Below are 25,431 nucleotides of genomic sequence, written 5' to 3' on the forward strand. Positions count from 1 at the left end.
GCCAATAAAAAGCCCCGCAGGCCGGGGAGGTCGCGGGGCAGAAGTGGTAGCGGGGCAAGGATCCTGTTGCCCCGCTGAATATCTTGCAAGATCACGACGCGCCGCACATCACCCGATTGTGGGGAGCTTGGTGGGGTAGCGTACCGAGCCGAGACGTGAGGTGGTCCAAACGCCGCCCGAGCGCGGCGCGATGTGACCCATGCGGGTGACGCGGCGCGGTTAGGCGTGCGGCAGCGCTACAAATGAAGGAAATCGCTCGACCGATTCCGTGAACGCCGCCAACGCAGGATGCTCGGCCGGATCGACCTTACCCGGCAGCAACGCCTGGGTGAAGGTCCACACCACGGCAGCGGTCAGCCCGGCCTGGTCGAGCGCCTGCTCGGACGACGGCAGCGGCAGCGTGGTCATTTCCCGCTCCAGCAACGCGAAGGCGCTGTCACGCTGGCCATCGACGCGCGCCACCCACGGCGCGTGCATTTTTTCCGACGGGCGGAGGTTGTGTTCGTAGACGTTCTGTACCGCCTTCTCGCATGCCGCCAGCGCCAGCCCGACGATGCGCAGCGCACGCTGACGCGCCGGCAGGTCCGACGGCATCAGGCTGCGTCCTGCCAGCGCCTCGGCATAGTCGATGATCAGCGTGGAATCCATCAGCACGACGTCGTTATCGCAGACCAGCGTGGGCGCCTTGACCACGGGATTGATCGCGCGAAACTGCTCGAACGTGCTGAACACCGATACCGATTCGTGCGCATACGGCACGCCAAGCAATCGCATCGCGATGGCGGCGCGGCGCACATAGGGAGAATCGAGCATGCCAATCAGTCTCATCTTGCGGGCTCCAGGTCATCAAATTCGGAAGGCGGCACGCCGGATCGAAAGCCGCCGGGCGCCAAGCGCGTCGCGGCGGCCGCCACAGCGCTGAAGTCTAACCAGATCGCTCGCGTCCTGTGCAAAAACGGCCGGAGCATCGCGGGTGCATTGGCAGCCGCATTACACCAAGGCAATTTTTGATCACTTCAATCATTTTTATGATCAAACTAGTCAATATCGACCATTTCGCCTACACTGCCGCCCAAGATTGATCGTTTCGATCAATCACCTGATCACAACACACAGGTTGCCGCACCCCACGCGGCAGGAGACGACGATGCAGATTCATATCAAGCGCGCCATCGAGCGCGTGCCGGGCGGCATGATGATCGTGCCGCTGCTGATCGGTTCGCTGGTGGCCACGTTTATCCCGGATGGTCCAAAGTTCTTTGGGTCGTTCACCAATGCGCTGTTCACGGGCGCGCTGCCGATTCTGGCCGTGTTCTATGTCTGCATGGGCGCGAGCATCAACATCAAGGCCACGCCCTATATCGTCAAGAAAGGCGGCGTGCTGTTTGCCACCAAGGTTGGCACTGCCATTGTCCTTGGCGTGATCCTCGGCCACTTCCTTGGCGAAGCGCCGGTCAGCGCGGGCATGTTCGCGGGGTTGTCGACGCTGGCGGTGGTCGCCGCGATGAACGACACCAACGGCGGCTTGTACATGGCGCTGATGGGACAGTACGGCAAGCCCGAGGACGTTGGCGCGTACACCATCATGTCGCTGGAATCCGGGCCGTTCCTCACGATGGTGACGCTTGGCGTGGCCGGGCTTTCCGCATTTCCGTGGCCCACGCTGGTCGGCAGCATCCTGCCGCTGATGCTGGGCATGCTGCTCGGCAATCTGGATCGTGAAATGCGCGATTTCCTGAGCAAGGCCGTGCCAGTGATGATTCCGTTCTTCGCGCTGGCGCTGGGCGCGGGACTCGATCTGCACAAGGTCTGGCAGGCCGGCATGCTGGGCCTCGGGCTTGGCGTGGCGGTCGTGGTGGTGACTGGTACCACGCTCTATATCGCCGATCGGCTCAGCGGCGGCACCGGCGTGGCCGGTGTGGCGGCCGCCAGCACGGCCGGCAATGCGGCCGCGGTGCCGACACTCGTCGCCGCCGCCAATCCGGCCTACACGGAAGCCGCGAAGCACGCGACGATCCTCGTCGCCGCCTGCGTGGTCGTGACCGCCGTGATGACGCCGTTGGTCACTGCATGGGTAGCGCGTCGCGTGGCCGGCAACGCCGGAGCGGCAGTCGGGCGGTCGCCGGCATGAACTGGCTGATCATCGCCGACGACCTGTCCGGCGCGGCCGACTGCGCGATCGGCTTTGCCGCGCACGGCGCGCGCACGGTCGTCACGTTGAACGCGGACACAGTGGCCGACATCGCGCATGCCGACGTCATTACCGCCGACGCGGACAGCCGCCGCATGGCCCCGCAAGACGCCGCCGCGTGCAACCTCGACGTGTGGCGCCGCGCCGATGGCCAGGAACGACGCCTGTACAAGAAGATCGATTCCACGCTGCGTGGCAACTGGGCCGCGGAGACTGCGGCGTTACAGCCGGCGGCCGGGCTGGCAATCGTTGCACCTGCATTTCCCGCCACGGGCCGCACCACGCAGGACGGGCGCATGTTCGTCCACGGGCAGCCGCTCGAAGACACCGACATCTGGCGCGTGGAAAAGCTGCGCGGTCCCGCCGACATGGTCGACCTGCTGGCCGCGCAAGGTCTGCGCACGGTGCGCATGCCACTCCAGACGCTGCGCGCCGGCGCCGCTGCCACGCGATCGCAACTGGCCGCGTGGATCGACGCCGGATTTCACGCTGTGGTGTGCGATGCGGAGATCGAGCAGGATCTGCTCACGTTGGCCGCAGCGTCGCTCGCACTGGATGCCGCGCACTTCTGTGTCGGTTCCGGCGGCCTGGCGCGCGCGCTGTCCATGGCGGCGCCGCAGCCTGCGCAAGCGCCCGCCGGCGGCGTTACCCATCGCACCGGACCGGTACTGGCACTGGTCGGCAGCATGTCCGGCATTTCTGGCAGGCAGACGGCATACCTGTGCGAGCGCACGGCAATCGACTGCCTGAGCGTCGCGCCGCAGGTGCTGCGCAATGGCGTCGCCCATGCGGACTGGCACGCCACACAGCAATCGATCGGCGCCACGCTGCGCGCCGGCCGCGATATGCTGGTCAGCATCGGCCGCGACGACGCCTTCGACCCGGCGGAAGGTCCGCGCCTTTCCACCGCGCTGGCGGCGCTGGTGCTGCCGCACTTCGCCCACGTCGGCGGCCTGATCGCGACCGGCGGCGAAACCGCACGCGCGATGCTGTCCGCCGCAGGCATCGACGCTCTGGCGCTGCTGCGCGAAGTCGAACCCGGTGTGCCGTTGTCGGCCACCCTGGAATCCCCCGCCCGGCGCGTTGCCACCAAGGCTGGCGCGTTCGGCACCGAAGCCGCGCTATGGCTGGCCTGGCAGGCCATGCGCCAAGACTGAGATGGACAAATGAGCGACTACATTCCGATTATCGGCATCACGATGGGCGACGCCACCGGCATCGGCCCCGAAGTCATCGTCAAGAGCCTGGCGCACGACAGCGTTTACGCCCAATGCCGCCCGCTGGTCATCGGCGACGCGCGCCGTCTCGAACTGGCCGCCAGGCTGGTGAACTCCACGCTCAAGGTGCGCGCCATCGGCTCGCCCGATGAAGCGCGCTTCGAACCTGGCACGATCGACTGCATCGACCTGGGTCTGATTCCCGAAGACCTGCCTTTCGGCAAGATCTCGGCCGTGGCCGGCGACGCCGCGTTCCGCTATATCGAGCGTGCCGTCCAGTTGACGCAGCAGGACAAGCTGGACGCGATCTGCACCGCGCCGCTCAACAAGGAAGCGCTGCACGCGGGCGGCCACAAGTTCCCCGGCCATACCGAAATGCTCGCGCATCTGACCGGCACGCCGGAAGTTTCGATGATGCTGGTGGCGCCCAAGCTACGTGTGATTCACGTCACCACGCACATCGGCCTGATCGATGCCATCCGCAAGATCGAGCCCGGCCTGGTGCAGCGCACGATTGAACGCGGTAACACCACACTCCAGCGCGCCGGCATCGCCGCACCGCGCATCGGCGTGTGCGGCATCAATCCGCACGCGGGCGAAAATGGCCTGTTCGGCCAGGGCGAGGAAGAACAGAAGATCATCCCGGCAGTGGAAGCGCTGCGCGCGCAGGGCGTGGACGTGGAAGGCCCGCTGCCGGCCGATACGCTGTTCTATCGCGCCGGCCGTGGCGATTTCGATCTGGTGGTGGCGATGTATCACGACCAGGGACACGGCCCGGTCAAGGTGCTGGGGCTTGAAGCCGGCGTCAACATTACCGTGGGCCTGCCCGTGATCCGCACGTCGGTCGATCACGGCACCGCGTTCGACATCGCCGGCAAGGGCATCGCGGACGAGCGCAGCCTGCTGGAAGCCCTGCGCCAGGGCGCGGAACTGGCCACGCGCCGCGTCTGAGCGGGCGGGCCCGACAGGCCGCTCGGCCTGTGGCCCCGCTGCTGTAAGATCGGGGGTCCTTTGCGATCCCCTTTTTGTTGCCGCCACATCATGAAAGCCGCCGACCGCCGCCGCGCCATCCTCGAACTCGTACTCGCGGGAGAGGACGCCAATGTCGACCGGTTGACGGCAAGCCTGGGCGTATCCGAGGCAACGGTGCGCCGCGACCTCACCGCGCTGGCGCGCGAGGGCCGCATCGTGCGCACTTATGGCGGCGCCGCGGCGCTGATGCAACTGGGCGGCCACGAACCCGAAGCCTCGCTGGAAGAGCGCAAGGCGCTGCAGCGCGAACAGAAGGAAGCGATTGCGCGGCTGGCCGCCTCGTTCGTGCAGGACGGTGACGCCGTGCTGCTTGACAGCGGGACCACCGCCGCGGCCCTGGCGCGGCTGCTCGCAGCGCGCGAGGACCTGCACGTCTACACCACCAACCTGCTGGCGGTCACCGCCCTGGCGGGACTGCCGAAGATCCGCGTAACACTGATCGGCGGCGACGTTCGCCCTTCAAGCATGGGCACGTTCGGACCGCTGGCGCAGGTGGCGCTGTCGCGCATCAGCGTGGACAAGGCGTTCCTCGGCGCCGATGGCGTGGTGGCCGGCGTCGGGTTGTGCGAGGCCACCGCCGAGCAAGCCTATCTGAAGGAATGCATCATCCGCCAGGCCGCCGATATCTTCGTGCTGGCCGATTCGACCAAGCTTGGCCGCGCGCGCCAACAACACTGGACGCCGCTGGAACGCGCGTGGACGCTGGTGACGGACGCCGCCGCCACCGCCATCCAGCTCGATCCGTTCCATGCGTTGAAACAGGTGCGTGTCGCGGTAGCTGGCTGAACCACGAGGACAGCCTGCACGGCGCGGTCATCGATCGACGCGCTGCTCGGCCAGGATGCGTCGGCGCACACGGCGGCAACAGCAACGCTGCGCCTCCGTCGCCGCCGGCGCGACTGGTCAGGCCAAATCCAGTTTGCTGCCGCGCAGCTCGATCTTCACCGGATCGGTCTTTTTCCACTGTTTCTTCGGCACCACCAGCCGCCAGACGGTGTCCTTGTCGCCGCCACGGAACAGGGCAACGACGCCCACATATGCGGTGTCGGCATGCATCGGCTCTGCCAGACTCACGCTGGCGTCGGGACGCAACACGACGTCGCTGGTGGCCAGCACATCGGCCTTCAGCAGTTCCAGGTCATTCGATTCGAGTTGCGCGTAACTCAGCTGCTCGAACGTCTGCGGCGTTTTCAGCTGATAGACGCGCACCACCGTCGACAACGGTTGTCCCGCGCCACTCGGGTTCAGCGCGGCGCGGCTGACGAGATCGAGGTTCATCGTCTTGACCTCTGTCGTGAACGCCCATCGTGCCAAATCGACCGTACCGTCCGCTACCTTCTGCCCGACGCCGCAGCCCGCGACCAGCATGGCGGCCAACAATCCGATCGTGCTCCCAAACTGTCGCCTCATCGTTTTTATCCTCAACGTAATCAAGCTCGATGTTGTGCCGGCAGTGCGCCCCATTCAGCGGCGACGCACGCACGCATGACTGCCGCTCCAGATCCCCAGCCGAACGCGCGTGATGCGCGATGTCGACAGCCGGGATGCGTCGCCATCCGCACAGGCTGCGGCCGGGAGTTGCGTCGTGAAGCCGAGCCGCACTTGATCGCAACGCAAACCTGGCGCGGGCATCAGCGTCGGACGCACATGCATTTCAAGATGGGCATGCGCGACATAGCCAAGGTAGAAGCGCAGCAGGCCGATTAGTGCCTGGTTCAAGGGCTTACCCGGCATCAGCCCCAGCACGGTTTCACGCGACTGCGGCGTAATCACAACCCGCACGGCATTTGCACGATCGTAGAAGCCGCCGCCCAAAACACAGTTCTCGCCGAGCGGCATGCGATCGCCCTGATCGAGGCGCACCCAGACTGGATAAAACTCTTCCACCTTCACGTGCGCATCCGGCACCGCATCCTTCAGCACGCTGGCCAGGCCCTCCGTGGTGCGCGTGCGTTGCGTGCCAAGCCCGAGCATCGACAGCAGCCTGCGCGGTTCCAGCGGCTCGGCAGCATCGCCGCGCTGGCTCGTAGGCTCCGTGCCGAAGCCCAGCCCAAGCAGGCTTAGCAGACAGCGCGATACCTCGTCCCGGCCGCCCGGCCGGAAGCCCATCGGATAGCGATACTTCCGCGCGACGCGGTAGAACTGCGTCACGATGCGGTGGTGGAACAAGTCTAGAAACGCTGCGAGCGGCTCGGCCCCGTCGCGACGCTGCGCGATCTCGTCGACGAAATATGACGGCATGCGTGCATCGACGCCGTACAGCCCAAGGAACGTGGTTCTGACCACGGGCGGCGCGTCGGGAACATCGCCATCCCGCTCGACCATATGGATCTCGCGCGACGGAAAGCCCAGCTTGCCGTGCGATCGGAACCGCACTGGATCGCCCGCCGGCGAATCAGTCGTTCCGAGCGGTGCGCACTGCGGCGCCGCCAACTCGATCAGCTCGCAGAAGCGCAGAAAATTCATCAGCGGCGCATTGGCAAGCAACGTCGGCAATAGGCGGCTTGCCGCAGCGTTGGCATTCAAGGCATCGGAATCGATCAAAACGGCGCTCCTTCCGCCTTGCTGTCGGCCCAGGCGAGCCGGGCGCCGCTTGGCTGCGACACGATGACGAGGCGCGTATAGAGATTCACGCCGGCGTACAACGACAGAAACCGGTTAAGCATCTCGCCGAACAGCGCAACATCGCCTGCGCCGGCGAAGCGCGTACTGTCCAGCGTTACCTCGATTTCCACGCCACGCAGCAGGCCGCCCTTGACCAGCTTCTGCAATGGCCGATGGCCTACGTCCTTGATCGCTTCGATCCGTCTGCGGTTCAGTTCGCCGTCTGTCCAGTCGTATAACGCCAGGCTGCCGCGCAAGATTTCCGCATCGAGCAGCGAAAGGTAATTCGGCGCCAGATGGGACAACACGCGCCAGTGAAAGCGATCGGCCGTAGGCGGATACAGCGGTGCGGTAGGTGCGATGAGATTGCGCACTGCGACGATGCTCGTGAAGCCGCCGCGCATGCCGCTGATGCCGGCCTCGCGCAGGCCCTTGCGCGGCAACATGCCATTGGTGCCGGTCACCGATAGCGACAACGTTTCGTCCGGCAACGATTGCTGCTGGTCCCACGCATGACCGCCGAGCACCAGCCACGTGTCGAATCGGCCCGATGCGCCGCGCCGCACGCGAGTGTGGAAGTACCGCTCGGGCATCTCGTGGCGCAGCATGCCGCCACGATGGCGAAATGCCGCGAACGGGGTGTATTCGAAGCGCCGGCCGCTGCCGGCCTCGAAGCCGCGCACCGCATCGACCGCGTATGCGTCGACATGCTTGCCGTGCTGCTGCGTGCGCACGCGGTACTCGCATTCGAAATGATTGACGGAAACCGGATCGGCTTCCAGCTCGAACAGATTGATGATCGGCGTACAGAACAGCCGCACGTTCTCCGCCGAGAAGCGCATGTCGTCCGGAAACGGCTTGGCCAGCACCACTTCCACATCGACATGGGGCGCATCGTGGGGAATTGCGTCAAGATCGAGTCCCACAAGATCCACGAACATGAATTTCTCGGGGAAGGCAAAGTACTCGAGCAACAGTTGATAGCCGCCGAAGGCATTGTCCGGCTTTGGCCAAAGCCGTTCGTTTGCGTCGAATCCCGCTGGTTCCAGATGCAGGCCTGGCATCGCACGCGGTGCGCCCGGCCACCCCGTCCCCCCGGCCGGATTCGCGGGATTCGCCGGATCTTCCGGATTGGCCGAATTCGCTGAGTTGGCCGGGCTGTCCGGAATCCGAACCTGCAGCGCCAGCGGCTTCGCGGTCAACGCCGCATAGAGCGCCAGCGCGAGGGGGCGATCGCCATGAAGATAGAGCCGCAGACGAGGCACGGACAGCTGCTCGCGCCGGCCCTGCGTCTGCAGCGCCAGCCGCAAGCGAATCACCGAGCGGCCGTCCTCGCGCGTATAGGCGCCAGCTTCAGTCAGGCGCAATGGATAGAGGTCAACGGGCTGGGTTGTGCGATAGATGCACTCCACGCGCTCGCCCGAACCGTCGACCTGCGAATCCAGTGCGATCGGATCGGAGGTGACCTCCAGCCCGGCAGGCAACACCTCGTGGCGCTGCAGCGCGCCCAGATCCGGCGTCATCTCGAGGATCGACAGCGACGGAATCATGCGCAGGTAATGCGGCCAGAGCATGCTGACCAGTCCTTCGGTCAGTTCCGGCAGTTCATCGTCGAGTTTGTGTCGGAGGCGGCCCATCAGGAATGCAAAACCCTCGAACAGCCGCTCGACATGCGGGTCGCGCTCTCCGATCCGGTCGATATTGAGCATGCGCGCGCGGTCGGGAAAAGCCTGCGCGAATTCCTTGCCGGCCTCGCGGAGGTAGCGCATTTCCGCCTCGTAATAGCGCAGAATTTCGTTGTCTTGGGTCGAATGGTTCATTGGGTGTCCGCTACGGTTGGACGAGCGCTACAGCGCGGGCGGGATCGATTGCGGTCATCTCGCCGACAAGCGCGTCGATGCGCTGCGCCAGCGCCACCTTGTCCGCGTCCTTGCGCATCACGCGGATCTTCAGCAGCTTCACCAGATGATGCTTGGCTTCAAACGCCAGCGATGGCTCCCATCGCGCCAGATGAAAACGCTGGGCGGCGCCGTCGATTGCGGATAGCAGATGAAGAGCAGTGTCGATGCGATCGGCCCGCTCGGCGACGCGCGCCATGACCACCTGACGCACGAATCGATCGCGCTCGCCATCCTTCACCGGTAGGGTCTGCAGCCATGCAAACGCCGCGTCCAGTCCCTGCCGTGCGGCGATTTCGAGCGCCTGCGTTTCGGTCTCCGCCCAGTCCGTGCTGGCGGACGACACCGACACCGGCGAAACCGGGTCGCCGCGCTCGATGTCGCGCACGGTGGCGTGGCGCGCGATCCATTCCAGCGTCGTGTCGTCCGCGAACGGCGTGCCATCGGAAAACGCCAGGTGCTCGAGGCCGGACAGGCGGTCCAGCATCAATGCGCAATCGGTCGCCAGGAAATCGCGCAAGCACGCGAACGCGGCCCCCGCGTGTTCCTGCCCGACGAACGCGTAGTACTGCAAATCGAGCCAGAAGTGGTTGGCGCCTTCGGCAAAGGCCTGTTCGATCCGGTCGAGCAGTTCTGGCCACTGCTTTTGCAGCATCAGCCGCTTGAGCTGGGTCTGCAATTCGGCGCGCGGCGCGATCAGCCGCGTCTTGCGCGCTGCATCGTGCGGCGGCAATTCGGTGAGCGTATCCCAGCGAATGCAGCGCATCAGCCGGTAAGCGGCGAGATAGCCGTGCGGCTGGTCCCTGAGGTACTGCGACATTTGGCGCGCCTGATCGAGCAAGTCGCGTGTCGACGTCACTCTGTCAGCGGTTGGCACTGCCGACACCGGCGCGGTCTGCGGCAGGCGCGATCGGTCAATCATCGCGTTAGTCCCGCTGCCCGGGGATTCGACACGGTCGGCGAGCCGGCGAGTGAGGCCTTCCAGCGACGGGCGCGCACCTTCCGGCCATTGCGCGGTACGCGCCAGGATCAACGCGAGCGAGGACATCGTGCGTTCAAGTGGTGCGCCGGCAAGACCGTGTACGCGCTCGAGCCGGTCTGTGAATGTCGAGCCGGCCAGCCACTCCAACGCAGCCTTGCGGCTTTCGACACGCGCCGGCAACAGCTGCGCGTCGTAGCGGTCGATCAGCGCCGACAACAGCTCGAAGCCGTCGCCGACGCCTTCCGCTCCGTCGCGGCGCATGCGGCCATACAGGTAATACACCGCGAGCCGTACATCCTTTGCCACCGTCTTCAACAGCCGCTCGGATGCGTCCACGATCAGCGTGTCGTCGATATCGGACAGCTTGGCGACTTCATCCTTGATTGCCAGGAATGCATCGTCGTAGGAGGGATCGTCGCCGGTGGGCGCACCGTCGCGCACCGGCAGCAACCACGCTTCCCATCGCGCCTGCGAAGATCTGGCCAAGTCCGTTGGCGCGCGCGGACCGAACAATGCCTTGAGGAGCTTGTTGAACATGCGCTTGCGTCCTTAGTGACCCATGACACCGCTATAGCGCGAGACAGCTTGCGGATACGCTGCGGAATAGTGCGGGGTGATCGGGGCGGCGTGGGTGGCTGGTTCGCCTTCGCTTGGTGTCGTCATCGCGTTCGCAGGCGGCGCGACCGCGACCAATTGGCGTGGCAGCAAATATCCGCCACCATCGATGCGGATAAAACCGGCGCGTGAATCATGCACGTACCGATCGAAGAATCGGATCAGATTCGCGGACAGTTCGGGCGGATTCAACCACGCCTTCCAGTACGCCAGTTCATCTGCGGAGAGCGGTTCGTTTGTCTCGCGTCGCCCGCCCGCCGTCTCGATCGTGCGCAGGTATTCGCTGCGGTCGGTATTCCAGAGCTGGGTCAGATAGGAACGCCAGTTCATCGTATCGGCCTCGACCTTCAGGCGTCCGTGGTACTGCTGGATTCTTTGCAGCGCTTGTTGAATTTCGGGATCCGTCGAACACATGTTCTCGTACAGATCGCACGGCGCGTCGCCAAAACGCACCTTTAGCCAGCCATAGAAGAGACGCATGTGCCGAAAGACCTGATCTTCGATCCCGCTGCACCGGCCAATCGTGGCCATGTATTCATCGAACAACGATTTGAGCTCTTCGTCGTATTCGAAGAGCTCGGCGGTTGTTTTCGCTAACTCCGTGGGCGGTGTGAATGGCACCCCGCACATGACCGCCTCCAGCCGCATGCGGTTCAGCGCAAGGCGGCCGAGCAGATCAGACCGGCCCTGCTCATTGGGACGATAACCGCCGCCAATATCCGAGTGCACGCCTGGAAAAACCAGCTCCTCGCAGCTTGCGGCCGTGTCGCCCACCGGCGTCAGCGGGAAACAGGCACGCAGTTCGTGGCCCGAGACAATATGGCAGCAGCGCTCGACCTGTTCGGGAATATGCACAAGCATGTCGCTCAGGTTGTGCGCGGGCAGGCCCACCGATTCCACCGTGTCGAATAGTCCGAGAAAGCGGATATGGAGCGGCGCGGACTCTCCGTCCAGTGCGGTCCCACACGGCCAGTGCGGCACACCATCCTTCATCGTGCATTTGGCAAGCAGCCGGTTGACGAACGCGCGCGCCAACGTCGCGCCGCGCGAGAAACCGAATACGGCGATGTCGATGCGCGTGATTCGGTGGTTGTATTTCAGATACTCGTTAAATTCCTTCTCCGCCGTTGTCAAGCGCACGTCCCACCCCAACCCCGCGCCGCCGCCGAGCACCTCGCTGTCGCGCAGCTTTTCCCACCAGCTCGGATCGCTCGCATTGAGCGGAGTGCCGACGCCGGGATAGTAGAAGTCGTTGATAAGCGGGTCTTCCCTCTTCTTCACATGCCCCAGGTATAGGCGAGCGACATTGGAAAGCTTTAGCTTTGGCTCATCAACCTTGAGATTATTTCCAGTCCCGTCGAAAAAGAAGCTGAACCAAGGCTGCTCCTCACATGTCGCGCATGCCTCGAAGTCTCCGCCGTACAGTCCGAGCATGGTTTCAACCGTCCTCGCAAACGACTCGTGGGAGTCTGTGAACCAGTCCTGCATCCCTATTCTCCTTTTTGACGCATAACACGTTGACCTGAAAATAACTTGTCGACGCGTGGGCTCGGCAACCCGCCAGCTTCGCCGCGATCAGGAATAAGCTCCGCCTCCACCTCATGCTCGGAAAAGAATCGGACCAATAGGATGTTGTAAGCATCTTTCTTTTTTGGCATTGCACCCATGACGACGACATCGCGGCGGTATGTCCTCCACAGCGCCTCTTCTTCTCGACGCCCACCCACACGCCAGACCACCTTGACGGTCTGACCCACGCCCGGCATCAAGCCGCAGCAGATGTTCCCCGTCGTGCCGCCTTTCGAAAATTCGTTAAGGAGGACACTTCCGACTCCCGTATCCCTGCCGTCTTCGGCGTAGATCCAGAAGTCATAGATGAAGTCCTCTGTATAGTTGGCCCCCCACGCCGACGCCTCCACCCACCCGCTAGGTTGCCCGATGGCACAGCCGCCCAGCATCGCCAGCAATATCGCCACCGCAATCGCATTGATGATTCGCCTCATGCCCTTCCTCTTCCTGCGTGATTGAGATCGTCGTTCCGTCCTGCCCCCTTCATCACGGCTTGTCCGTGCCTCGCCGATAGATGCGGCTGGCCTGCGTCAATCGCAGCCGCGCGAGCGGCAGCTCGATGACGATTTCACAGCCGTGGAGGTGCTGGGTCTGGCGGGTCTGCAAGAAGCGCGTAATGCGGCCGGCAAGGCGGCAGGCTTCGGATCCATCGGACCGATCGATCAGGAACATGTCATCCCGATCCAGCTGGTCGGCGCGATCGAGCATCAGCGGATGCGTCGGCTGCACCGTCACGTCATAGGGCTCGCGCAGCCGCTGCACTGCTTCGAATGACAACACCGGCAGCGCCTTGGCGCTTGCTGTGCTGGGACCTTCCAGGAAATAGGCCTGGCGCACCGCCAGTCCCGCGCGCATGGCATCGCCGAAATCGCTGAGCTCCTTCCCTAGACCCGTCATGCGCTGGCTCCGTTGTGGATGTGGTCGTTGAGGTCGCTCTGCAAAGGTCTCCCCAAAGTTCAATGCTCCGCGCGCCGCACCTTAGAGGTTTCGTTTGGCAAATGGAATCCCTTCAGAGCCATCTCTTGTCGATCATCAAAAATTTGGCTCGAATTCATTCGAAATCTGAAATTGACTATTAATTTCTCGGACGATCACGTGGTATAGATTCGCATCCCGATGGAATGCTCGTCGCTGAAATGTATTACTAACATCTGATAGAAAAGGATTAAAGATGGCCGAAAGCTTTCAGAACGAAGTACCCAAGGCACGCGTCAACATCAAGCTCGATCTCCACACCGGAGGCGCCCAGAAGAAGCTGGAATTGCCGCTCAAGCTGCTTGTTATGGGCGATTACAGCAACGGCCGCGACACTCGCGCACTCACCGAGCGAGCAAAGATTTCCATCGATAAAAATAATTTCGATTCGGTACTAGCTGACCTCAATCCCAAAGCAAAAATTGCGGTAGAAAATACGCTCTCCGGCGATGCCACCGAGTTGCCGATCGACCTGGACTTCAAGTCGATGAACGATTTCAAGCCCGAGGTCGTGGCGGGCAAGGTCCCGGAATTGCGGGCGCTGATGGCGGCCCGCAATCTGTTACGCGATCTCAAATCGAACCTGCTCGATAACGCCATGTTCCGCCGCGAGCTCGAGAAAATTCTTAAGGATCCGGCGCTGTCGCAGCGACTCCGCGACGATCTGCAGAAGATCGGCAACGCGTCCCACGCCTCGGCCTCATCCCATTGATCGTCCCACTTGCGGAGCAAAGTCATGGAAAAACACGAAATCAGCGCGCGCGGGAACACCACCGAAGACGCTGCAACCATCGTTCTGGACGCCCCGGGCAAGAGTGTCTACGAGGCACTGTGCGAGCGAATCAATCTCACGCCGGTCCAGAGCACGCGCCCGGTGGAATCGTTCCAGAGCGCCGACTCGCTTTCCGAGTCTTCGCTGGACGAGCGCATCGCGCAGGCTATGAACGTATTCCTGAAACTGATTCAGGATTCGTCGCAACAGGTAGACCGACTGGACAAGAGTCTGCTCGATTTCCACATCGAGCATCTCGATCGCCAAATCAGCCGGCAGCTCGATGCGATCATGCACAACGAGACATTCCAGCAGATCGAATCAGCGTGGCGGGGTCTCAAGTTTCTGGTCGACCGAACCGATTTTCGGAAGAACGTAAAAATTGAAGTTCTTGATGTATCAAAAGACGCGCTACGTCAGGATTTTGAAGATACGCCGGAAGTCATCCAGAGCGGTCTTTACCTTCATACCTATATCCAGGAATACGACACGCCGGGCGGCGAGCCAATCGCCTCGATCATCTCGAATTATTCATTCGACCGCAGCGCGCAGGATATCGCGCTGCTGCGCAACATCGCCAAGGTATCGGCTGCCGCGCATATGCCATTCGTTGGTGCCGTATCGCCAGCGTTCTTCGGCAAGGAATCCATGGAGGAAGTCGCCAGCATCCGGGATATCGGCAATTATTTCGATCGCGCCGAGTATCTGAAGTGGAAGAGCTTCCGCGATTCGGATGATGCACGCTATATCGGGCTCACGCTTCCGAATTTCCTGGCGCGTCTTCCCTATGGACCGGAAACCGTACCAGTGCGTGCCTTCAACTATACCGAGGCGGTAAAGGGCCCCGACCACAGCCGTTACCTATGGGCCAATGCGTCGTTTGCATTTGCGGCCAACATGGTGCGCAGTTTCATCAAGAATGGATGGTGCGTGCAGATTCGCGGCCCGCAAGCCGGTGGGCTGGTCGAAGACCTGCCGATCCACCTGTACGACCTTGGGACCGGCAATCAGGCCAAGATTCCCACCGAGGTGCTGATACCCGAAACCCGCGAGTTCGAATTTGCCAATTTGGGCTTTGTCCCGCTCTCGTATTACAAGAATCACGACTTCGCCTGCTTTTTCTCGGCCCATTCGGCGCAAAAACCGGCGCTCTATGACACCAAGGAAGCCACTGCCAACAGCCGGGTCAATGCTCGCCTGCCCTATATCTTCCTGCTGTCCCGCATCGCCCATTATCTGAAGCTCATCCAGCGCGAGAACATCGGCACTACCAAGGACCGACGACTGCTTGAGCTGGAACTCAACACATGGGTCAAGACGCTTGTGACCGAGATGACCGACCCTGGCGACGAATTGCAGGCGTCGCATCCGCTGCGCGAAGCGAAGGTAATCGTCGAGGATATCGACGATAACCCTGGCTTCTTCCGCATCAAGCTCTTTATCGTGCCGCATTTTCAGATTGAAGGGATGGACATCAACCTGTCGCTCGTATCGCAAATGCCGAAGGCGAAGAACTAGCGTCGGCGCAGCGTCACTCCGATGTCACGCCGTCCGCCGCACGGTGTTGTTCCACCGTGCGGCGCTGATCCTGCGCCATGGCGCTTTCCGCAATTCAGTTGTGCATGATGAAGATAACCAGACCGCTGTGGGCGCAGGGCATTTTCATGACGCCGCAGCATTTCCAGCAACAGGCGTTGTGGGACCGTTATGCCGACGAACAGATCGCGCGCATGACGACTCCCGAGCCATGGGGAATCGTTCGCGTCGCCATCGATCAGCAGGCATTGTCGATTCATCGGCTCGTCGTCAACGATCTGGCGCTGCGCCTGCCCGATGGCGCCATCGTCGATACGCAGACTTCCGACTGGGTGCCGCCCGCGCGAGATATTGGGGACATCCCGTCAGGGCAGGAATCCGTGACGGTGTTGGCAGGCCTTGCACTGCTTGATGCGCAAGGTGGGAATTGCATCGACATCGGCGACCGACCACCGCGCCCACGCCGCTATTTGCGGGAGTACCTCGAGGTCGTTGATCTGCACGGCGAAGGAAAGGATGAAATCAGTGTCGAGCGGCATGCATTGGCACTGCTGTTCGACTACGAAACGCATAGTGACTACGTCACGTGTCCGATAGCGCGGCTGGTCCGCACCTCGCAGGGTCGTTTCGAACTGGATCCGACATTTGTCCCGCCCTGCTTGTTCCTGTCCGCGCACACGCGCCTCACCGAGCGGATGAGCCGACTATCGGAAATCCTGCTGGCCAAAAGTGCGAGCCTCGCGGTCCGGCGTCGGGAACGATCCGATCAGATCGCCGACTATGCCGTGGCCGATGTAGCGCTGTTCTGGCTGCTGCATAGCATCAATAGCAGTTGGCCGGAACTCGCGCGCCTGTGCGCAGCTCCGCAGCAGCACCCTGAGCGGCTGTATGCGCTGCTCGCGCGGCTGGCTGGCGCGTTGCTCACGTTCTCGACCGCGGAGTCGCTGCGCGCCATCCCGGCTTATGACCACTCGCGGATCGAGCCGATATTTTCGCAACTGGAAGCGCTGATCCGCGCGCTGCTCGACACTGTGATTCCGTCGCGTGTGATACCCGTCGCGCTGGAACACACGCGGCCTACCATCTGGACCGGTGCGCTTCATGACGAGCGACTAGTTGAGGGCGCCGATTTCTATCTGTCGGTCCAGGCGGAACTCCCCGCGCACGCGCTCCTCGATCAACTGCCGCGTCTATGCAAGGCCGGAGCACCGGACGAAGTTGCGCAGGTCGTGAACTCCGCGCTAACGGGTATCCCGCTCCGCGCCATGTCGCGCCTGCCGGCGGCGATTCCGGTACGCATCGAGAACCAGTATTTCGCCCTCGATGGTCAACACCCGGCCTTCAAACGCATGCTGGCGGCGCGCGCGTGCCAGTTCTACATTCCGGCTTCACTGCCGGAAGTTTCGCTCGAACTTTTTGCGGTGCTGCCAGAATGACTACACCTACTCCGATTCTCATGCCGCTGGCGCTGCGCGATACCGCGCTCACCGTCACAGAACTGCGCGACGCCGCGCAGCCCGCACTTGGTTTCGAGGGGTTCCGTAGCAAATGTCTCGACCAAGTAGCGCGGCTGCGAGAAGAACTGGTGGCGCAAGGTCATCCGGCCGATGTCATCGACGATGCCGCCTACGCGCAATGTGCGCTGCTCGACGAAGTTGCTCTGGGCAGGCTGGACGGCCTCGATCGCGACGCGTGGGAACGCGAGCCGCTACAGGTGTTGCAATTCCAGACCCACGATGCGGGCGAGGCCCTGTTCTCGCGCATCGAACGACGCCTCGCCGCGCCACAGCCGGTGACCGCCCTTCTTGCTGTCTTCGACGTCGTGCTGGGACTGGGATTTCAGGGACGCTACGCGCTTGGAGACGCAGCCGCCCGTGCCGCGCTGGTGTCCGCAATTGATGAACATCTGGTTCAAGCCGGATGGCGGATCGGCGACGGTCCGATTCTCGTCACCCACGACGTGCCCCGTCGACAGCACGCGTTGCCTCCCCTTGCCTGGGTGGCAATCGCCTGCGTGGCGGCGGCATCGATCTACGTTGCGCTGAATCGTTGGCTGACCGTTTCGATTGCCCGGCTCGCGAACTGAAATGACGCTCGCGACCGGCTATCCGCACCGCACTCTCGTTGTCTGGGGCACGGGACTCGCGCTCGCGTGGTTGGCGTTCAGCTCACCACTGCCGAGTGCGTCGAACGCTGTCATCGGCGCCATTGTCGTCGCACTGACGGTTGCGACAGTCATCCTGCTGAGTCGCCAGCAACGGACGCAACGCCACGCAGCGTTGCCGGTACTGGAATCGCTGTCGGCGTCGCTCGATGCGCTGCCGGGCGATATCCGGCGCAATACGCCGCTGATACTTGTATTGACCGAGCCCGGCGCCGCCGATTCGATGTTCCACGAATCCCCCACGACGGTCACCGACGCGGCGATCTGGATCCGTGTCGACAACGCCAGCGAACTCGCTCATATCGCCCACGCGCTGAGCCAATGGCGTGCTGGACAAGGCCCCGACGGCATCGCATGCATGGTCGGCGCCGATCATTGGACCGATTCGGCCATGCTGAACGCCGCGCTCCGGCGTTGGCAATCCGCAATTGGCGGGGCCAGCCGCGCGCTCGGCTATGCATTGCCAGTCTGCCTTGCCGTATATGGCGAGGAAACGGGCGACACCGACGACGCCTGCCCATGGTTCGGCATGTCTGGATCTGACGCAATTCAGGGGAAATCGCACGCGGCGCTGATCGCCGCGCGGGCGATGCAATACGCGCATGGCGCCACGCCTGAATGCCGCGCAGCACGCATGCGACGCGCCGCCCGTGTCGACGCGTTGGCGCGATGGAGTGTCGAGGCCGTGCTCCCCGCGTTTGTCAACGCGCGAACTCGCGAAGCCGAGCGCTGCCATCGGCTGAAAGTTGTGGCGTTCGGCGTTACGTTGATTTCCGGCACGCCCAATGTCGGCTCGTTATTAGCGAGATTCCGTCAACAGGTGACGGCATTGCGCCAGATCGAAACGGATGGACCCCGCTCATCGCCCTATCTTCCTGCGCCGCTTATCCAGGGCATTGGCGCTCAACCCGTGCGGCGCATTCTTCCGCAGGCGCTCGCCCACGCGCTGATCGTGCTCTTGATTGCGTTCTGTGCCGCGTGTGCCGCGTCGGCATGGCAAAACCGCGCGCTGGCCACGCGCGTCATCGGCCATATCGATCGCTATAGCGCCTTGACTCCCGATCAGGATGCGGCGCGGCTCGATGCATTGGATGCGATCAAGGCCGATCGTGACGAACTGGATCGCTATGCTCGCACCGGCACGCCGCTGCGACTCGGGCTGGGTTTCTATCGCGGCGATCCCTTGCTGAATCGTCTCAACGCGTTGATCGCGTCCTACCAGCCGCCCGCGCCGCCACCCACCACCATCGAACTCGACAGCCTGTCACTGTTCAACAGCGGCAGCGCGACGCTCAATCCCGGATCGAATCGCGTGCTGATCGACGCGCTAAGAATGATCGCGGCCCATCCCGATATGCGCGTCGTCGTCGCCGGACACACCGACTCGCTCGGCAACGCCCGCAGCAACATCCGGCTATCGCTGGCGCGCGCCGCCGCGGTCCGCGACTGGCTGGCCTACGCCGCGGAGCTGCCGCCGACCCGCTTCGCGATTCAAGGCTACGGCGACACACGCCCGCGCGCGTCGAACACTACGGAGACCGGACGCGCCGCAAACCGCCGCGTCGAGATCACGCTCGTCCCCGATTGCCGCGACGATCGTCGTGACGGTCGGATAACCGCGGGCCATCAGGCCTGTTCATTCCAGTAGAAGGAGAAAGAAGAAATGGCAATTCCCGCATACATGTGGATCAAGGACGATGGCGGCGCCGACATCAAAGGCTCGGTCACCGTGTCCGGCCGCGAAGGCAGCGTCGAAGTGGTGGCGTTCGACCACGGCGTTCATCTACCGACCGATTCCAATACCGGCAAACTCACCGGCACGCGCGTGCACAAGCCGGTCGTTCTGACCAAGGAAACCGACGCGTCGACCCCCTACCTCTACAAGGCCGTGACCAAGGGTCAGACGCTGCAGGCGGTCGAGATCAAGTGGTACAAGATCGATGACTCCGGCAAGGAGCAGGAGTACTTCAACACGCGGATGGAAAACGTGAAGGTGGTAGGCGTCACACCCAGGATGCTGGACATCAAGAACCCGGCGTTCGAGAAGCACAACCATCTGGAAGACATCGAACTGCGCTACGAGAAAATCACGTGGGCATACAAGGACGGCAACATCATCCACGACGATAGCTGGAACGAGCGATCGTAGTACGCAGCGACCGGCCCGTGCGGCCGGTCACCCCGCCTACGCGATCCACAATCGTGGCCCGCGCACGTCTTCAATATTTGTGCATCATCGCCCATGACTGCCTACGACCCCACCGCGCTCCTGCGTCGTCTGAATGGCCACTGCGCCCGAGCGCTCACCGAAGCCGCCAGCCTCTGCGAGACCCGCGCGCATCGCGACATCGAGATAGAACATTGGCTCATCAAATTGCTCGAGCTCGGAGATGGCGATCTGTTGGCGATATTGCGCATGTACGAGCTGGACGTCGATGGCATCTGGAACGCATTGCTCGCGGCGATCGACCGGCTTCCGCGCGATTTGCGTGGCAAGCCGGGGTTGTCGCCGCGTGTCGCCCAATGGTTGCAAGCCGCATGGATGCGCGCTTCGCTCGAGCCGAATCCCGACGCCGCGCCGGCCTCGATCCGCTCGGCGCACCTGCTCGCTGCGCTGGCCGATTCGCCCCATCTGTTGCGCGCGCCCGATGCGTGGCAGCTACTGTCGGTGTCCGCCGCACAGATCGAACGATTGACGACCCGGCTGGACAAGATTTCGGTCGAATCGCTTGCCCCATCGCCGCGCCTGACGGCGCCTGGCGAGGACCCTGCGACGCAGGAAGGGGCCTTCAGGCCCGATCTCGCGCCGGTTGCGCATGGTCAGGCTGATATGTCCGCGCTGGCGCGTTTCACTACCGACATCACCCAGAAGGCCCGCGATGGGAAGATCGACCCCGTATTCGGTCGTGATGCCGAGATCCGCCAGATGGTCGATATTCTGGCGCGCCGGCGCAAGAACAATCCGATTCTGGTCGGCGAGCCCGGTGTGGGAAAGACCGCGCTCGTCGAAGGCCTTGCGCTGAAGATCGCGGAAGGCGATGTACCCAGCGCACTTCGCGCCGTCAGCGTGCTGACGCTTGACCTAGGCTTGTTGCAGGCCGGCGCCGGCGTCAAGGGCGAGTTCGAGCAACGGCTGAAGAACGTCATCGACGCGGTGCAGCACGCGCCCACGCCGGTCCTGCTGTTTATCGACGAGGCCCACACGCTGATTGGCGCGGGTAATAACGCGGGCGGCGCGGATGCCGCCAACCTGCTCAAGCCCGCCCTGGCACGCGGCGAGTTGCGCACCATCGCTGCCACAACGTGGTCGGAATACAAGCAATACTTCGAGCGCGATGCCGCGTTGGAGCGCCGCTTCCAGATGGTCAAGGTTGACGAGCCCGACGACGACAACGCCTGCCTGATGCTGCGCGGGCTGAAGCAACGCTATGCAGGGCATCACGGCGTGCACATCACCGACGGTGCAATCGGCGCTGCCGTACGACTGTCGCGGCGGTATTTGACAGGGCGCCAGTTACCCGACAAGGCCATCGATCTGCTCGATACGGCCGCGGCGCGCGTTCGCATGAGCCGGGAGGCTACACCGCTTGCCATTTCGACCCGCCAGGCGCAACGCGCCGCACTCGAGATCGAACGCACCGCGCTGATGATGGATCAGGGCGCCACTGGCGTGGAAGTCGATGAGCGGCTGGCAGCCATCGATACGGAACTCGTCGCACTAGACAGCGAGCTGGAACACCATCGGCGCGTATTCGCTGAACAAACCGGCACGGCCGAAACGCTGATCGGGCTGCGGGATGCATGGCAAGCCACCGACGAGGCGGCGGCGCGGCGAGAATTGACCGCGTCGATCCAGAACACGCATGGCGAACTGGCGAAGTACGGGCAAGACGCCTTGCTGCATACGGAAGTGGACGAAACCGTAATCGCCCGAGTGGTCGCCGATTGGACTGGCGTACCGATGGACAGCCTTATGTCGAGTGAATTGACAACCTTGCTGGAACTTGAAGACCGACTCGGTCAGACCGTGGTGGGTCAGGACGATGCGCTTGCGGCATTGGGTAAAAGCCTGCGTGCTGCCAAGACTGGGCTGACATCGGAAAATGCGCCGCTTGGCGTGTTCCTGCTGACGGGACCCTCAGGTGTCGGCAAGACGGAAACGGCGCGTGCGCTGGCCGATTTGATGTTTGGAGGCGATCGCTCTCTTATCGCCATTAATCTTTCGGAATATCAGGAAGCACACACCGTATCGCAATTGAAGGGCTCGCCACCCGGTTACGTCGGTTACGGCGAAGGCGGGATATTGACCGAAGCGGTGCGGCAACGCCCCTACAGCATCGTCCTGCTCGATGAAGTTGAAAAGGCGCATCGCGATGTGTTGAATCTGTTCTACCAGGTTTTCGACCGCGGATGCATGCGCGACGGAGAGGGCCGCGTGATTGATTTCCGCAACACAGTGATCGTAATGACATCGAATCTGGGCAGCGAGGAAATTCTCTCGGCAACAGATTGTGCAGCCGAGGCAGGAACCACGCTCGATGCTTCCACGCTGATGGAAATCGTTCGTCCGGTCCTGCTCGATCATTTCCAGCCCGCGTTGCTGGCGCGTTTTCAGACCATCCTTTATCGGCCATTATCGAGAGAGGCCATGAATGCCATCGTACGCATGAAACTTGCGAAGGTGGCCGAGCGTGTTGTGCAGCGTTTCGGCATCCCGATGCAATGCGACGAAGCTTTGGTAAAAGCGCTCGCCCGGGCGTGCCTGTTGCCCGATTCCGGCGCGCGCAATATCGACAACCTGCTCGACCAGCAAATTCTGCCGGCACTATCACGTGGGTTGCTGGTGCGAATGTCTGGCAGGCAAGTGCCAAAAGCGATTCGGCTTTCTTTCTCCGAGGCCGATGGCGTAGAACTCGAATTCGACGAAGGCGCCGGCGCGTCGACACGAAGGCGCACATAATGCGCGGCGGGCCCGGGCTGTTTGAAATCGTGACGGGACATTTTGCCAACGGGATGGCTATCGAGGATGTCGATGCGTCAACGCAGACGTTCTTGTCCGTCCAAGACAATGTGCAGCGCATACTCGACAGTCGAAGGGGTGGACTTGTCCATTTACCCGACTATGGACTCGGCGATTTGTCCCGCATCTATTGTCATTTACCCGCTTCGGTGCATGCGCTCAAGCATCAGATCGAAACGACGCTTCTCCGATATGAGCCCCGGATCAAGGCCATCGACCTCGTCATCGATGACACTGAGCCGGGCATGCTGGTCAGCTTTACCATGAGCTGCCATTTGCGTCAGTCCGGGCTGGTTCGCTTCGGCACGCACTTCACGCCAGACGGAAAGACGCGGCTCGAATTACTACGCGCCGCGAATGATCGCGACTAGGTGGACAAGACACTCACGGCGACGTACCTGCGAGCAATCGCCGCACCGGATCGAAAAATAAAAAAGGGGTTACAGGCAATTGCGCTGTAACCCCTTTTGATTTCAATGGTGGGCCTCCCGTGAGTCGAACACGGCACCAACGGATTATGAGTCCGCTGCTCTAACCAGGCATGAGCTAGAGGCCCTTTGGAAGGCGTACGGCTTAGTTGCCTTCCAGGAAGCTCTTCAGCTTGTCCGAGCGGCTCGGGTGACGCAGCTTGCGCAGCGCCTTGGCCTCGATCTGACGGATACGCTCACGCGTGACGTCAAACTGCTTGCCCACTTCTTCCAGCGTGTGGTCCGTGCTCATTTCGATGCCGAAACGCATGCGCAGAACCTTCGCTTCGCGCGGCGTCAGGCTGTCCAGCACGTCCTTGACAACATCGCGCATGGAGCCATGCAATGCGGCTTCGGCCGGGGCCAGCGTGTTCGTATCTTCGATGAAGTCGCCCAGGTGGGAGTCGTCATCGTCGCCGATCGGCGTTTCCATGGAGATCGGTTCCTTCGCGATCTTCATGATCTTGCGGATCTTGTCTTCCGGCATTTCCATCTTCTCGGCCAGCGTTGCCGGATCCGGCTCGTTGCCGGTTTCCTGCAGGATCTGACGCGAGATCCGGTTCATCTTGTTGATCGTTTCGATCATGTGAACCGGGATACGGATGGTACGAGCCTGGTCGGCGATCGAGCGCGTGATGGCCTGACGAATCCACCACGTTGCATACGTGGAGAATTTGTAGCCGCGGCGGTACTCGAACTTGTCCACCGCCTTCATCAGGCCGATGTTGCCCTCCTGAATCAGATCCAGGAACTGCAGACCGCGGTTCGTGTACTTCTTGGCGATCGAAATCACCAGACGCAGATTGGCCTCGGTCATTTCGCGCTTCGCTTCGCGGGCGCGCTTTTCGCCTTCGGACATCTTGCGATTGACGTCCTTCAGTTCCTTCAGCGGCAATACGACACGCGCCTGCAGGTCGATCAGCTTCTGTTGCAGCTCGTGCACGGCCGGGACATTACGCTCGACGATCGTGCTGTACGGCTTGTTGTCCGCCACGATGGACTGGATCCAGTCCAGATTCGTTTCGTTGCCCGGGAAACGGGCCACGAAATCGGCACGCGGCATGCCGCACTTGTCGACAACGATATTGAGGATCGCGCGCTCGAGCTTGCGCACTTCGTCCACCTGGCCACGCAGCGTGTCGCACAGACGCTCGACATTGCGCGCGGTGAAGCGGATGCCCATCAGTTCTGCCTGGATGGCTTCCTGCGCCTTCACGTACGGCTTTGACTTGTAGCCTTCCTTTTCGAAAGCACGGCGCATCTTGTCGAACTGTTCGGCGATCACGCGGAATTTTTCCAGCGCGGCGACCTTCAGTTCTTCCAGTTGACGTGCCGAAGCGCCGCCGCCAGCGCCGCTGTCGTCGTCATCTTCCTCGCCTTCCTCGTCGGCATCGTCTTCCGACTCGATGTCCTCGTCCTCGGACGCGGCCGGCTGGGCGGAGTTGTCCTGGACTTCCTCCGCATTCGGATCGATCAGGCCATCGACGAATTCGTCGATCTTGATTTCTTCGTTGGCCACGCGCTCCGCGTGCGCCAGGATTTCGGAAATCGTGACCGGGCATGCCGAGATGGCCATGACCATGTCCTTGAGGCCTGCCTCGATACGCTTGGCGATTTCGATTTCGCCTTCGCGCGTGAGCAATTCCACGGTGCCCATTTCGCGCATGTACATGCGAACCGGGTCGGTGGTGCGGCCGAATTCGGAGTCGACCGTGGACAGCGCGGCTTCGGCCTCTTCCTCGGCTTCTTCCTCGCTGGTGGCCGACGGCGCGTTGTCGTTCAGCAGCAGCGTCTCGGCGTCCGGCGCCTGTTCGTAGACGGCGATGCCGATGTCGTTCAGCGTGGCGACCAGCGTGTCGATCGTCTCCGAATCGACCATGTCGTCCGGCAGGTGATCGTTGATTTCGGCATAGGTCAAGTAACCACGTGACTTGCCCAGCTTGATCAGCGCCTTCAGCTTCTGGCGACGGATTTCAAGCTCTTCCTCGCTGCCAGCCTGGTTTGACGAGGCAAATTCCTTGAGCAGGGCCTTTTCCTTGGCCTTGCGGTCCTTGGCTTTCTGCTTCTCGGTCTTGGGCGCCGCAGCAGGCGCTGCAGGTGCGTCGTTTTCGTAAAACTCTTCAGTCACGTCTTCGATGGTGCTGTCGTCTTGCTGCATCTCAGCCTTGGGCTTGCGGCCACGCTTCTTGGGCTCAGGCTTGACGGCCGGAGCAGCGGGCCGCTCGGATGCTGCGGGTGCGGGAGTCGCGGCACTGGCCTTGGGCGCCACGGCAGTTGCGCCCGCCTTGGCGCTGCTGTTCCGTGTGCTGGCCGTCGTTGCCGCACGCTTGCTCTCGACTTCGGTATTCTGCTGTTTCGCCACGGTGATACTCTTACCTTTCACTGGTGC

21 protein-coding genes and 1 tRNA gene are annotated in these 25,431 nt (G+C 62.5%); 12 read left to right on the top strand and 10 right to left on the bottom strand.

Annotation, left to right across the window (positions count from 1 at the left end; all coding sequences use genetic code 11):
- Nucleotides 1-219 precede the first annotated feature (219 nt).
- On the bottom strand, nt 220-828 hold the full coding sequence (locus AC1RKI_RS04250) for a glutathione S-transferase family protein (RefSeq protein ID WP_492794778.1): 609 nt from the start codon (nt 826-828) through the stop codon (nt 220-222).
- A 319-nt stretch (nt 829-1,147) separates the two neighbouring features.
- On the opposite strand from AC1RKI_RS04250, the gene AC1RKI_RS04255 reads away from it, so the two are divergent.
- The 4 genes from AC1RKI_RS04255 (at nt 1,148) to AC1RKI_RS04270 (ending at nt 5,226) form a co-directional block, all read left to right on the top strand.
- Nucleotides 1,148-2,131, top strand: coding sequence for a 2-keto-3-deoxygluconate permease (locus AC1RKI_RS04255; protein WP_341249012.1), 984 nt, complete (start codon nt 1,148-1,150; stop codon nt 2,129-2,131).
- Entirely contained in the window at nt 2,128-3,348 is a 1,221-nt protein-coding gene (locus AC1RKI_RS04260; protein WP_492794775.1) for a four-carbon acid sugar kinase family protein, read from the top strand. Before AC1RKI_RS04255 ends, AC1RKI_RS04260 begins: the two co-directional genes overlap by 4 nt.
- 9 nt (nt 3,349-3,357) lie before the next feature.
- Nucleotides 3,358-4,359: a 4-hydroxythreonine-4-phosphate dehydrogenase PdxA gene (pdxA, locus tag AC1RKI_RS04265; RefSeq protein ID WP_492794773.1), complete on the top strand. Its 1,002-nt coding sequence runs from the start codon at nt 3,358-3,360 to the stop codon at nt 4,357-4,359.
- 90 nt (nt 4,360-4,449) lie between these two features.
- Nucleotides 4,450-5,226, top strand: coding sequence for a DeoR/GlpR family DNA-binding transcription regulator (locus tag AC1RKI_RS04270; protein WP_061958926.1), 777 nt, complete (start codon nt 4,450-4,452; stop codon nt 5,224-5,226).
- A gap of 117 nt (nt 5,227-5,343) precedes the next feature.
- Here AC1RKI_RS04270 and tssJ read toward each other — a convergent pair whose 3' ends face one another.
- The 7 genes from tssJ to AC1RKI_RS04305 all read right to left on the bottom strand — a co-directional run bounded on the left by tssJ (nt 5,344) and on the right by AC1RKI_RS04305 (nt 13,005).
- A complete protein-coding gene (gene tssJ, locus AC1RKI_RS04275) occupies nt 5,344-5,817 on the bottom strand; it encodes a type VI secretion system lipoprotein TssJ (protein ID WP_423782063.1) in 474 nt (157 codons plus the stop codon).
- 87 nt (nt 5,818-5,904) lie between these two features.
- Entirely contained in the window at nt 5,905-6,906 is a 1,002-nt protein-coding gene (gene tssG / locus AC1RKI_RS04280; protein WP_492794831.1) for a type VI secretion system baseplate subunit TssG, read from the bottom strand.
- Between the two features lie 74 nt (nt 6,907-6,980).
- Nucleotides 6,981-8,864 (bottom strand): type VI secretion system baseplate subunit TssF, encoded by a 1,884-nt coding sequence (gene tssF, locus AC1RKI_RS04285; RefSeq protein ID WP_492794770.1) that lies wholly within the window; start codon nt 8,862-8,864, stop codon nt 6,981-6,983.
- A 10-nt stretch (nt 8,865-8,874) separates the two neighbouring features.
- Entirely contained in the window at nt 8,875-10,461 is a 1,587-nt protein-coding gene (gene tssA / locus AC1RKI_RS04290; RefSeq protein WP_492794768.1) for a type VI secretion system protein TssA, read from the bottom strand.
- 12 nt (nt 10,462-10,473) lie between these two features.
- Nucleotides 10,474-12,027: a T6SS phospholipase effector Tle1-like catalytic domain-containing protein gene (locus AC1RKI_RS04295; protein ID WP_492794766.1), complete on the bottom strand. Its 1,554-nt coding sequence runs from the start codon at nt 12,025-12,027 to the stop codon at nt 10,474-10,476.
- 2 nt (nt 12,028-12,029) lie between these two features.
- A complete protein-coding gene (locus AC1RKI_RS04300) occupies nt 12,030-12,542 on the bottom strand; it encodes a DUF3304 domain-containing protein (protein ID WP_061958921.1) in 513 nt (170 codons plus the stop codon).
- A 52-nt stretch (nt 12,543-12,594) separates the two neighbouring features.
- On the bottom strand, nt 12,595-13,005 hold the full coding sequence (locus tag AC1RKI_RS04305) for a hypothetical protein (protein WP_061958920.1): 411 nt from the start codon (nt 13,003-13,005) through the stop codon (nt 12,595-12,597).
- A 274-nt stretch (nt 13,006-13,279) separates the two neighbouring features.
- On the opposite strand from AC1RKI_RS04305, the gene tssB reads away from it, so the two are divergent.
- The 8 genes from tssB (at nt 13,280) to tssE (ending at nt 22,946) form a co-directional block, all read left to right on the top strand.
- A complete protein-coding gene (tssB, locus tag AC1RKI_RS04310) occupies nt 13,280-13,795 on the top strand; it encodes a type VI secretion system contractile sheath small subunit (protein WP_150982881.1) in 516 nt (171 codons plus the stop codon).
- A 24-nt stretch (nt 13,796-13,819) separates the two neighbouring features.
- Entirely contained in the window at nt 13,820-15,373 is a 1,554-nt protein-coding gene (tssC, locus tag AC1RKI_RS04315) for a type VI secretion system contractile sheath large subunit (protein WP_222156988.1), read from the top strand.
- 107 nt (nt 15,374-15,480) lie between these two features.
- Nucleotides 15,481-16,827, top strand: coding sequence for a type VI secretion system baseplate subunit TssK (gene tssK, locus AC1RKI_RS04320; RefSeq protein WP_492794829.1), 1,347 nt, complete (start codon nt 15,481-15,483; stop codon nt 16,825-16,827).
- Between the two features lie 20 nt (nt 16,828-16,847).
- Nucleotides 16,848-17,477, top strand: a complete 630-nt coding sequence (locus tag AC1RKI_RS04325) for a DotU family type IV/VI secretion system protein (RefSeq protein ID WP_425306682.1) — start codon at nt 16,848-16,850, stop codon at nt 17,475-17,477.
- Nucleotide 17,478: 1 nt separating this feature from the next.
- Nucleotides 17,479-19,203, top strand: coding sequence for an OmpA family protein (locus AC1RKI_RS04330; protein ID WP_492794762.1), 1,725 nt, complete (start codon nt 17,479-17,481; stop codon nt 19,201-19,203).
- A 15-nt stretch (nt 19,204-19,218) separates the two neighbouring features.
- Nucleotides 19,219-19,704 carry an Hcp family type VI secretion system effector gene (locus tag AC1RKI_RS04335; RefSeq protein ID WP_150982885.1) on the top strand — a complete coding sequence of 162 codons (486 nt, stop codon included), beginning with the start codon at nt 19,219-19,221 and terminating at the stop codon, nt 19,702-19,704.
- A 93-nt stretch (nt 19,705-19,797) separates the two neighbouring features.
- Nucleotides 19,798-22,515, top strand: a complete 2,718-nt coding sequence (gene tssH / locus AC1RKI_RS04340; RefSeq protein ID WP_492794759.1) for a type VI secretion system ATPase TssH — start codon at nt 19,798-19,800, stop codon at nt 22,513-22,515.
- On the top strand, nt 22,515-22,946 hold the full coding sequence (gene tssE / locus AC1RKI_RS04345; RefSeq protein ID WP_200899089.1) for a type VI secretion system baseplate subunit TssE: 432 nt from the start codon (nt 22,515-22,517) through the stop codon (nt 22,944-22,946). Before tssH ends, tssE begins: the two co-directional genes overlap by 1 nt.
- Nucleotides 22,947-23,052: 106 nt before the next feature.
- Here tssE and AC1RKI_RS04350 read toward each other — a convergent pair.
- Both AC1RKI_RS04350 and rpoD read right to left on the bottom strand, forming a co-directional pair.
- Nucleotides 23,053-23,131: transfer RNA gene (locus AC1RKI_RS04350), tRNA-Ile, on the bottom strand.
- Nucleotides 23,132-23,148: 17 nt separating this feature from the next.
- Nucleotides 23,149-25,425: an RNA polymerase sigma factor RpoD gene (gene rpoD, locus AC1RKI_RS04355; protein WP_211922801.1), complete on the bottom strand. Its 2,277-nt coding sequence runs from the start codon at nt 25,423-25,425 to the stop codon at nt 23,149-23,151.
- Nucleotides 25,426-25,431 lie beyond the last annotated feature (6 nt).

The organism is Cupriavidus sp. GW822-FHT06G04 (assembly GCF_058799075.1).

Excerpts from the sequence above, each read along its gene's own strand:
- AC1RKI_RS04305 (WP_061958920.1), bottom strand. The coding sequence starts at position 13,005 with ATGACGGGTCTAGGGAAGGAGCTCAGCGATTTCGGCGATGCCATGCGC.
- AC1RKI_RS04330 (WP_492794762.1), top strand. The coding sequence starts at position 17,479 with ATGACGCTCGCGACCGGCTATCCGCACCGCACTCTCGTTGTCTGGGGC.
- tssA (WP_492794768.1), bottom strand. The coding sequence starts at position 10,461 with ATGTTCAACAAGCTCCTCAAGGCATTGTTCGGTCCGCGCGCGCCAACG.
- AC1RKI_RS04335 (WP_150982885.1), top strand. The coding sequence starts at position 19,219 with ATGGCAATTCCCGCATACATGTGGATCAAGGACGATGGCGGCGCCGAC.
- AC1RKI_RS04260 (WP_492794775.1), top strand. The coding sequence starts at position 2,128 with ATGAACTGGCTGATCATCGCCGACGACCTGTCCGGCGCGGCCGACTGC.
- tssK (WP_492794829.1), top strand. The coding sequence starts at position 15,481 with ATGAAGATAACCAGACCGCTGTGGGCGCAGGGCATTTTCATGACGCCG.
- AC1RKI_RS04300 (WP_061958921.1), bottom strand. The coding sequence starts at position 12,542 with ATGAGGCGAATCATCAATGCGATTGCGGTGGCGATATTGCTGGCGATG.
- pdxA (WP_492794773.1), top strand. The coding sequence starts at position 3,358 with ATGAGCGACTACATTCCGATTATCGGCATCACGATGGGCGACGCCACC.
- tssC (WP_222156988.1), top strand. The coding sequence starts at position 13,820 with ATGGAAAAACACGAAATCAGCGCGCGCGGGAACACCACCGAAGACGCT.
- tssB (WP_150982881.1), top strand. The coding sequence starts at position 13,280 with ATGGCCGAAAGCTTTCAGAACGAAGTACCCAAGGCACGCGTCAACATC.
- tssH (WP_492794759.1), top strand. The coding sequence starts at position 19,798 with ATGACTGCCTACGACCCCACCGCGCTCCTGCGTCGTCTGAATGGCCAC.
- AC1RKI_RS04255 (WP_341249012.1), top strand. The coding sequence starts at position 1,148 with ATGCAGATTCATATCAAGCGCGCCATCGAGCGCGTGCCGGGCGGCATG.
- AC1RKI_RS04325 (WP_425306682.1), top strand. The coding sequence starts at position 16,848 with ATGCCGCTGGCGCTGCGCGATACCGCGCTCACCGTCACAGAACTGCGC.
- AC1RKI_RS04295 (WP_492794766.1), bottom strand. The coding sequence starts at position 12,027 with ATGCAGGACTGGTTCACAGACTCCCACGAGTCGTTTGCGAGGACGGTT.
- AC1RKI_RS04270 (WP_061958926.1), top strand. The coding sequence starts at position 4,450 with ATGAAAGCCGCCGACCGCCGCCGCGCCATCCTCGAACTCGTACTCGCG.
- tssG (WP_492794831.1), bottom strand. The coding sequence starts at position 6,906 with ATGAATTTTCTGCGCTTCTGCGAGCTGATCGAGTTGGCGGCGCCGCAG.
- tssF (WP_492794770.1), bottom strand. The coding sequence starts at position 8,864 with ATGAACCATTCGACCCAAGACAACGAAATTCTGCGCTATTACGAGGCG.
- tssE (WP_200899089.1), top strand. The coding sequence starts at position 22,515 with ATGCGCGGCGGGCCCGGGCTGTTTGAAATCGTGACGGGACATTTTGCC.
- AC1RKI_RS04250 (WP_492794778.1), bottom strand. The coding sequence starts at position 828 with ATGAGACTGATTGGCATGCTCGATTCTCCCTATGTGCGCCGCGCCGCC.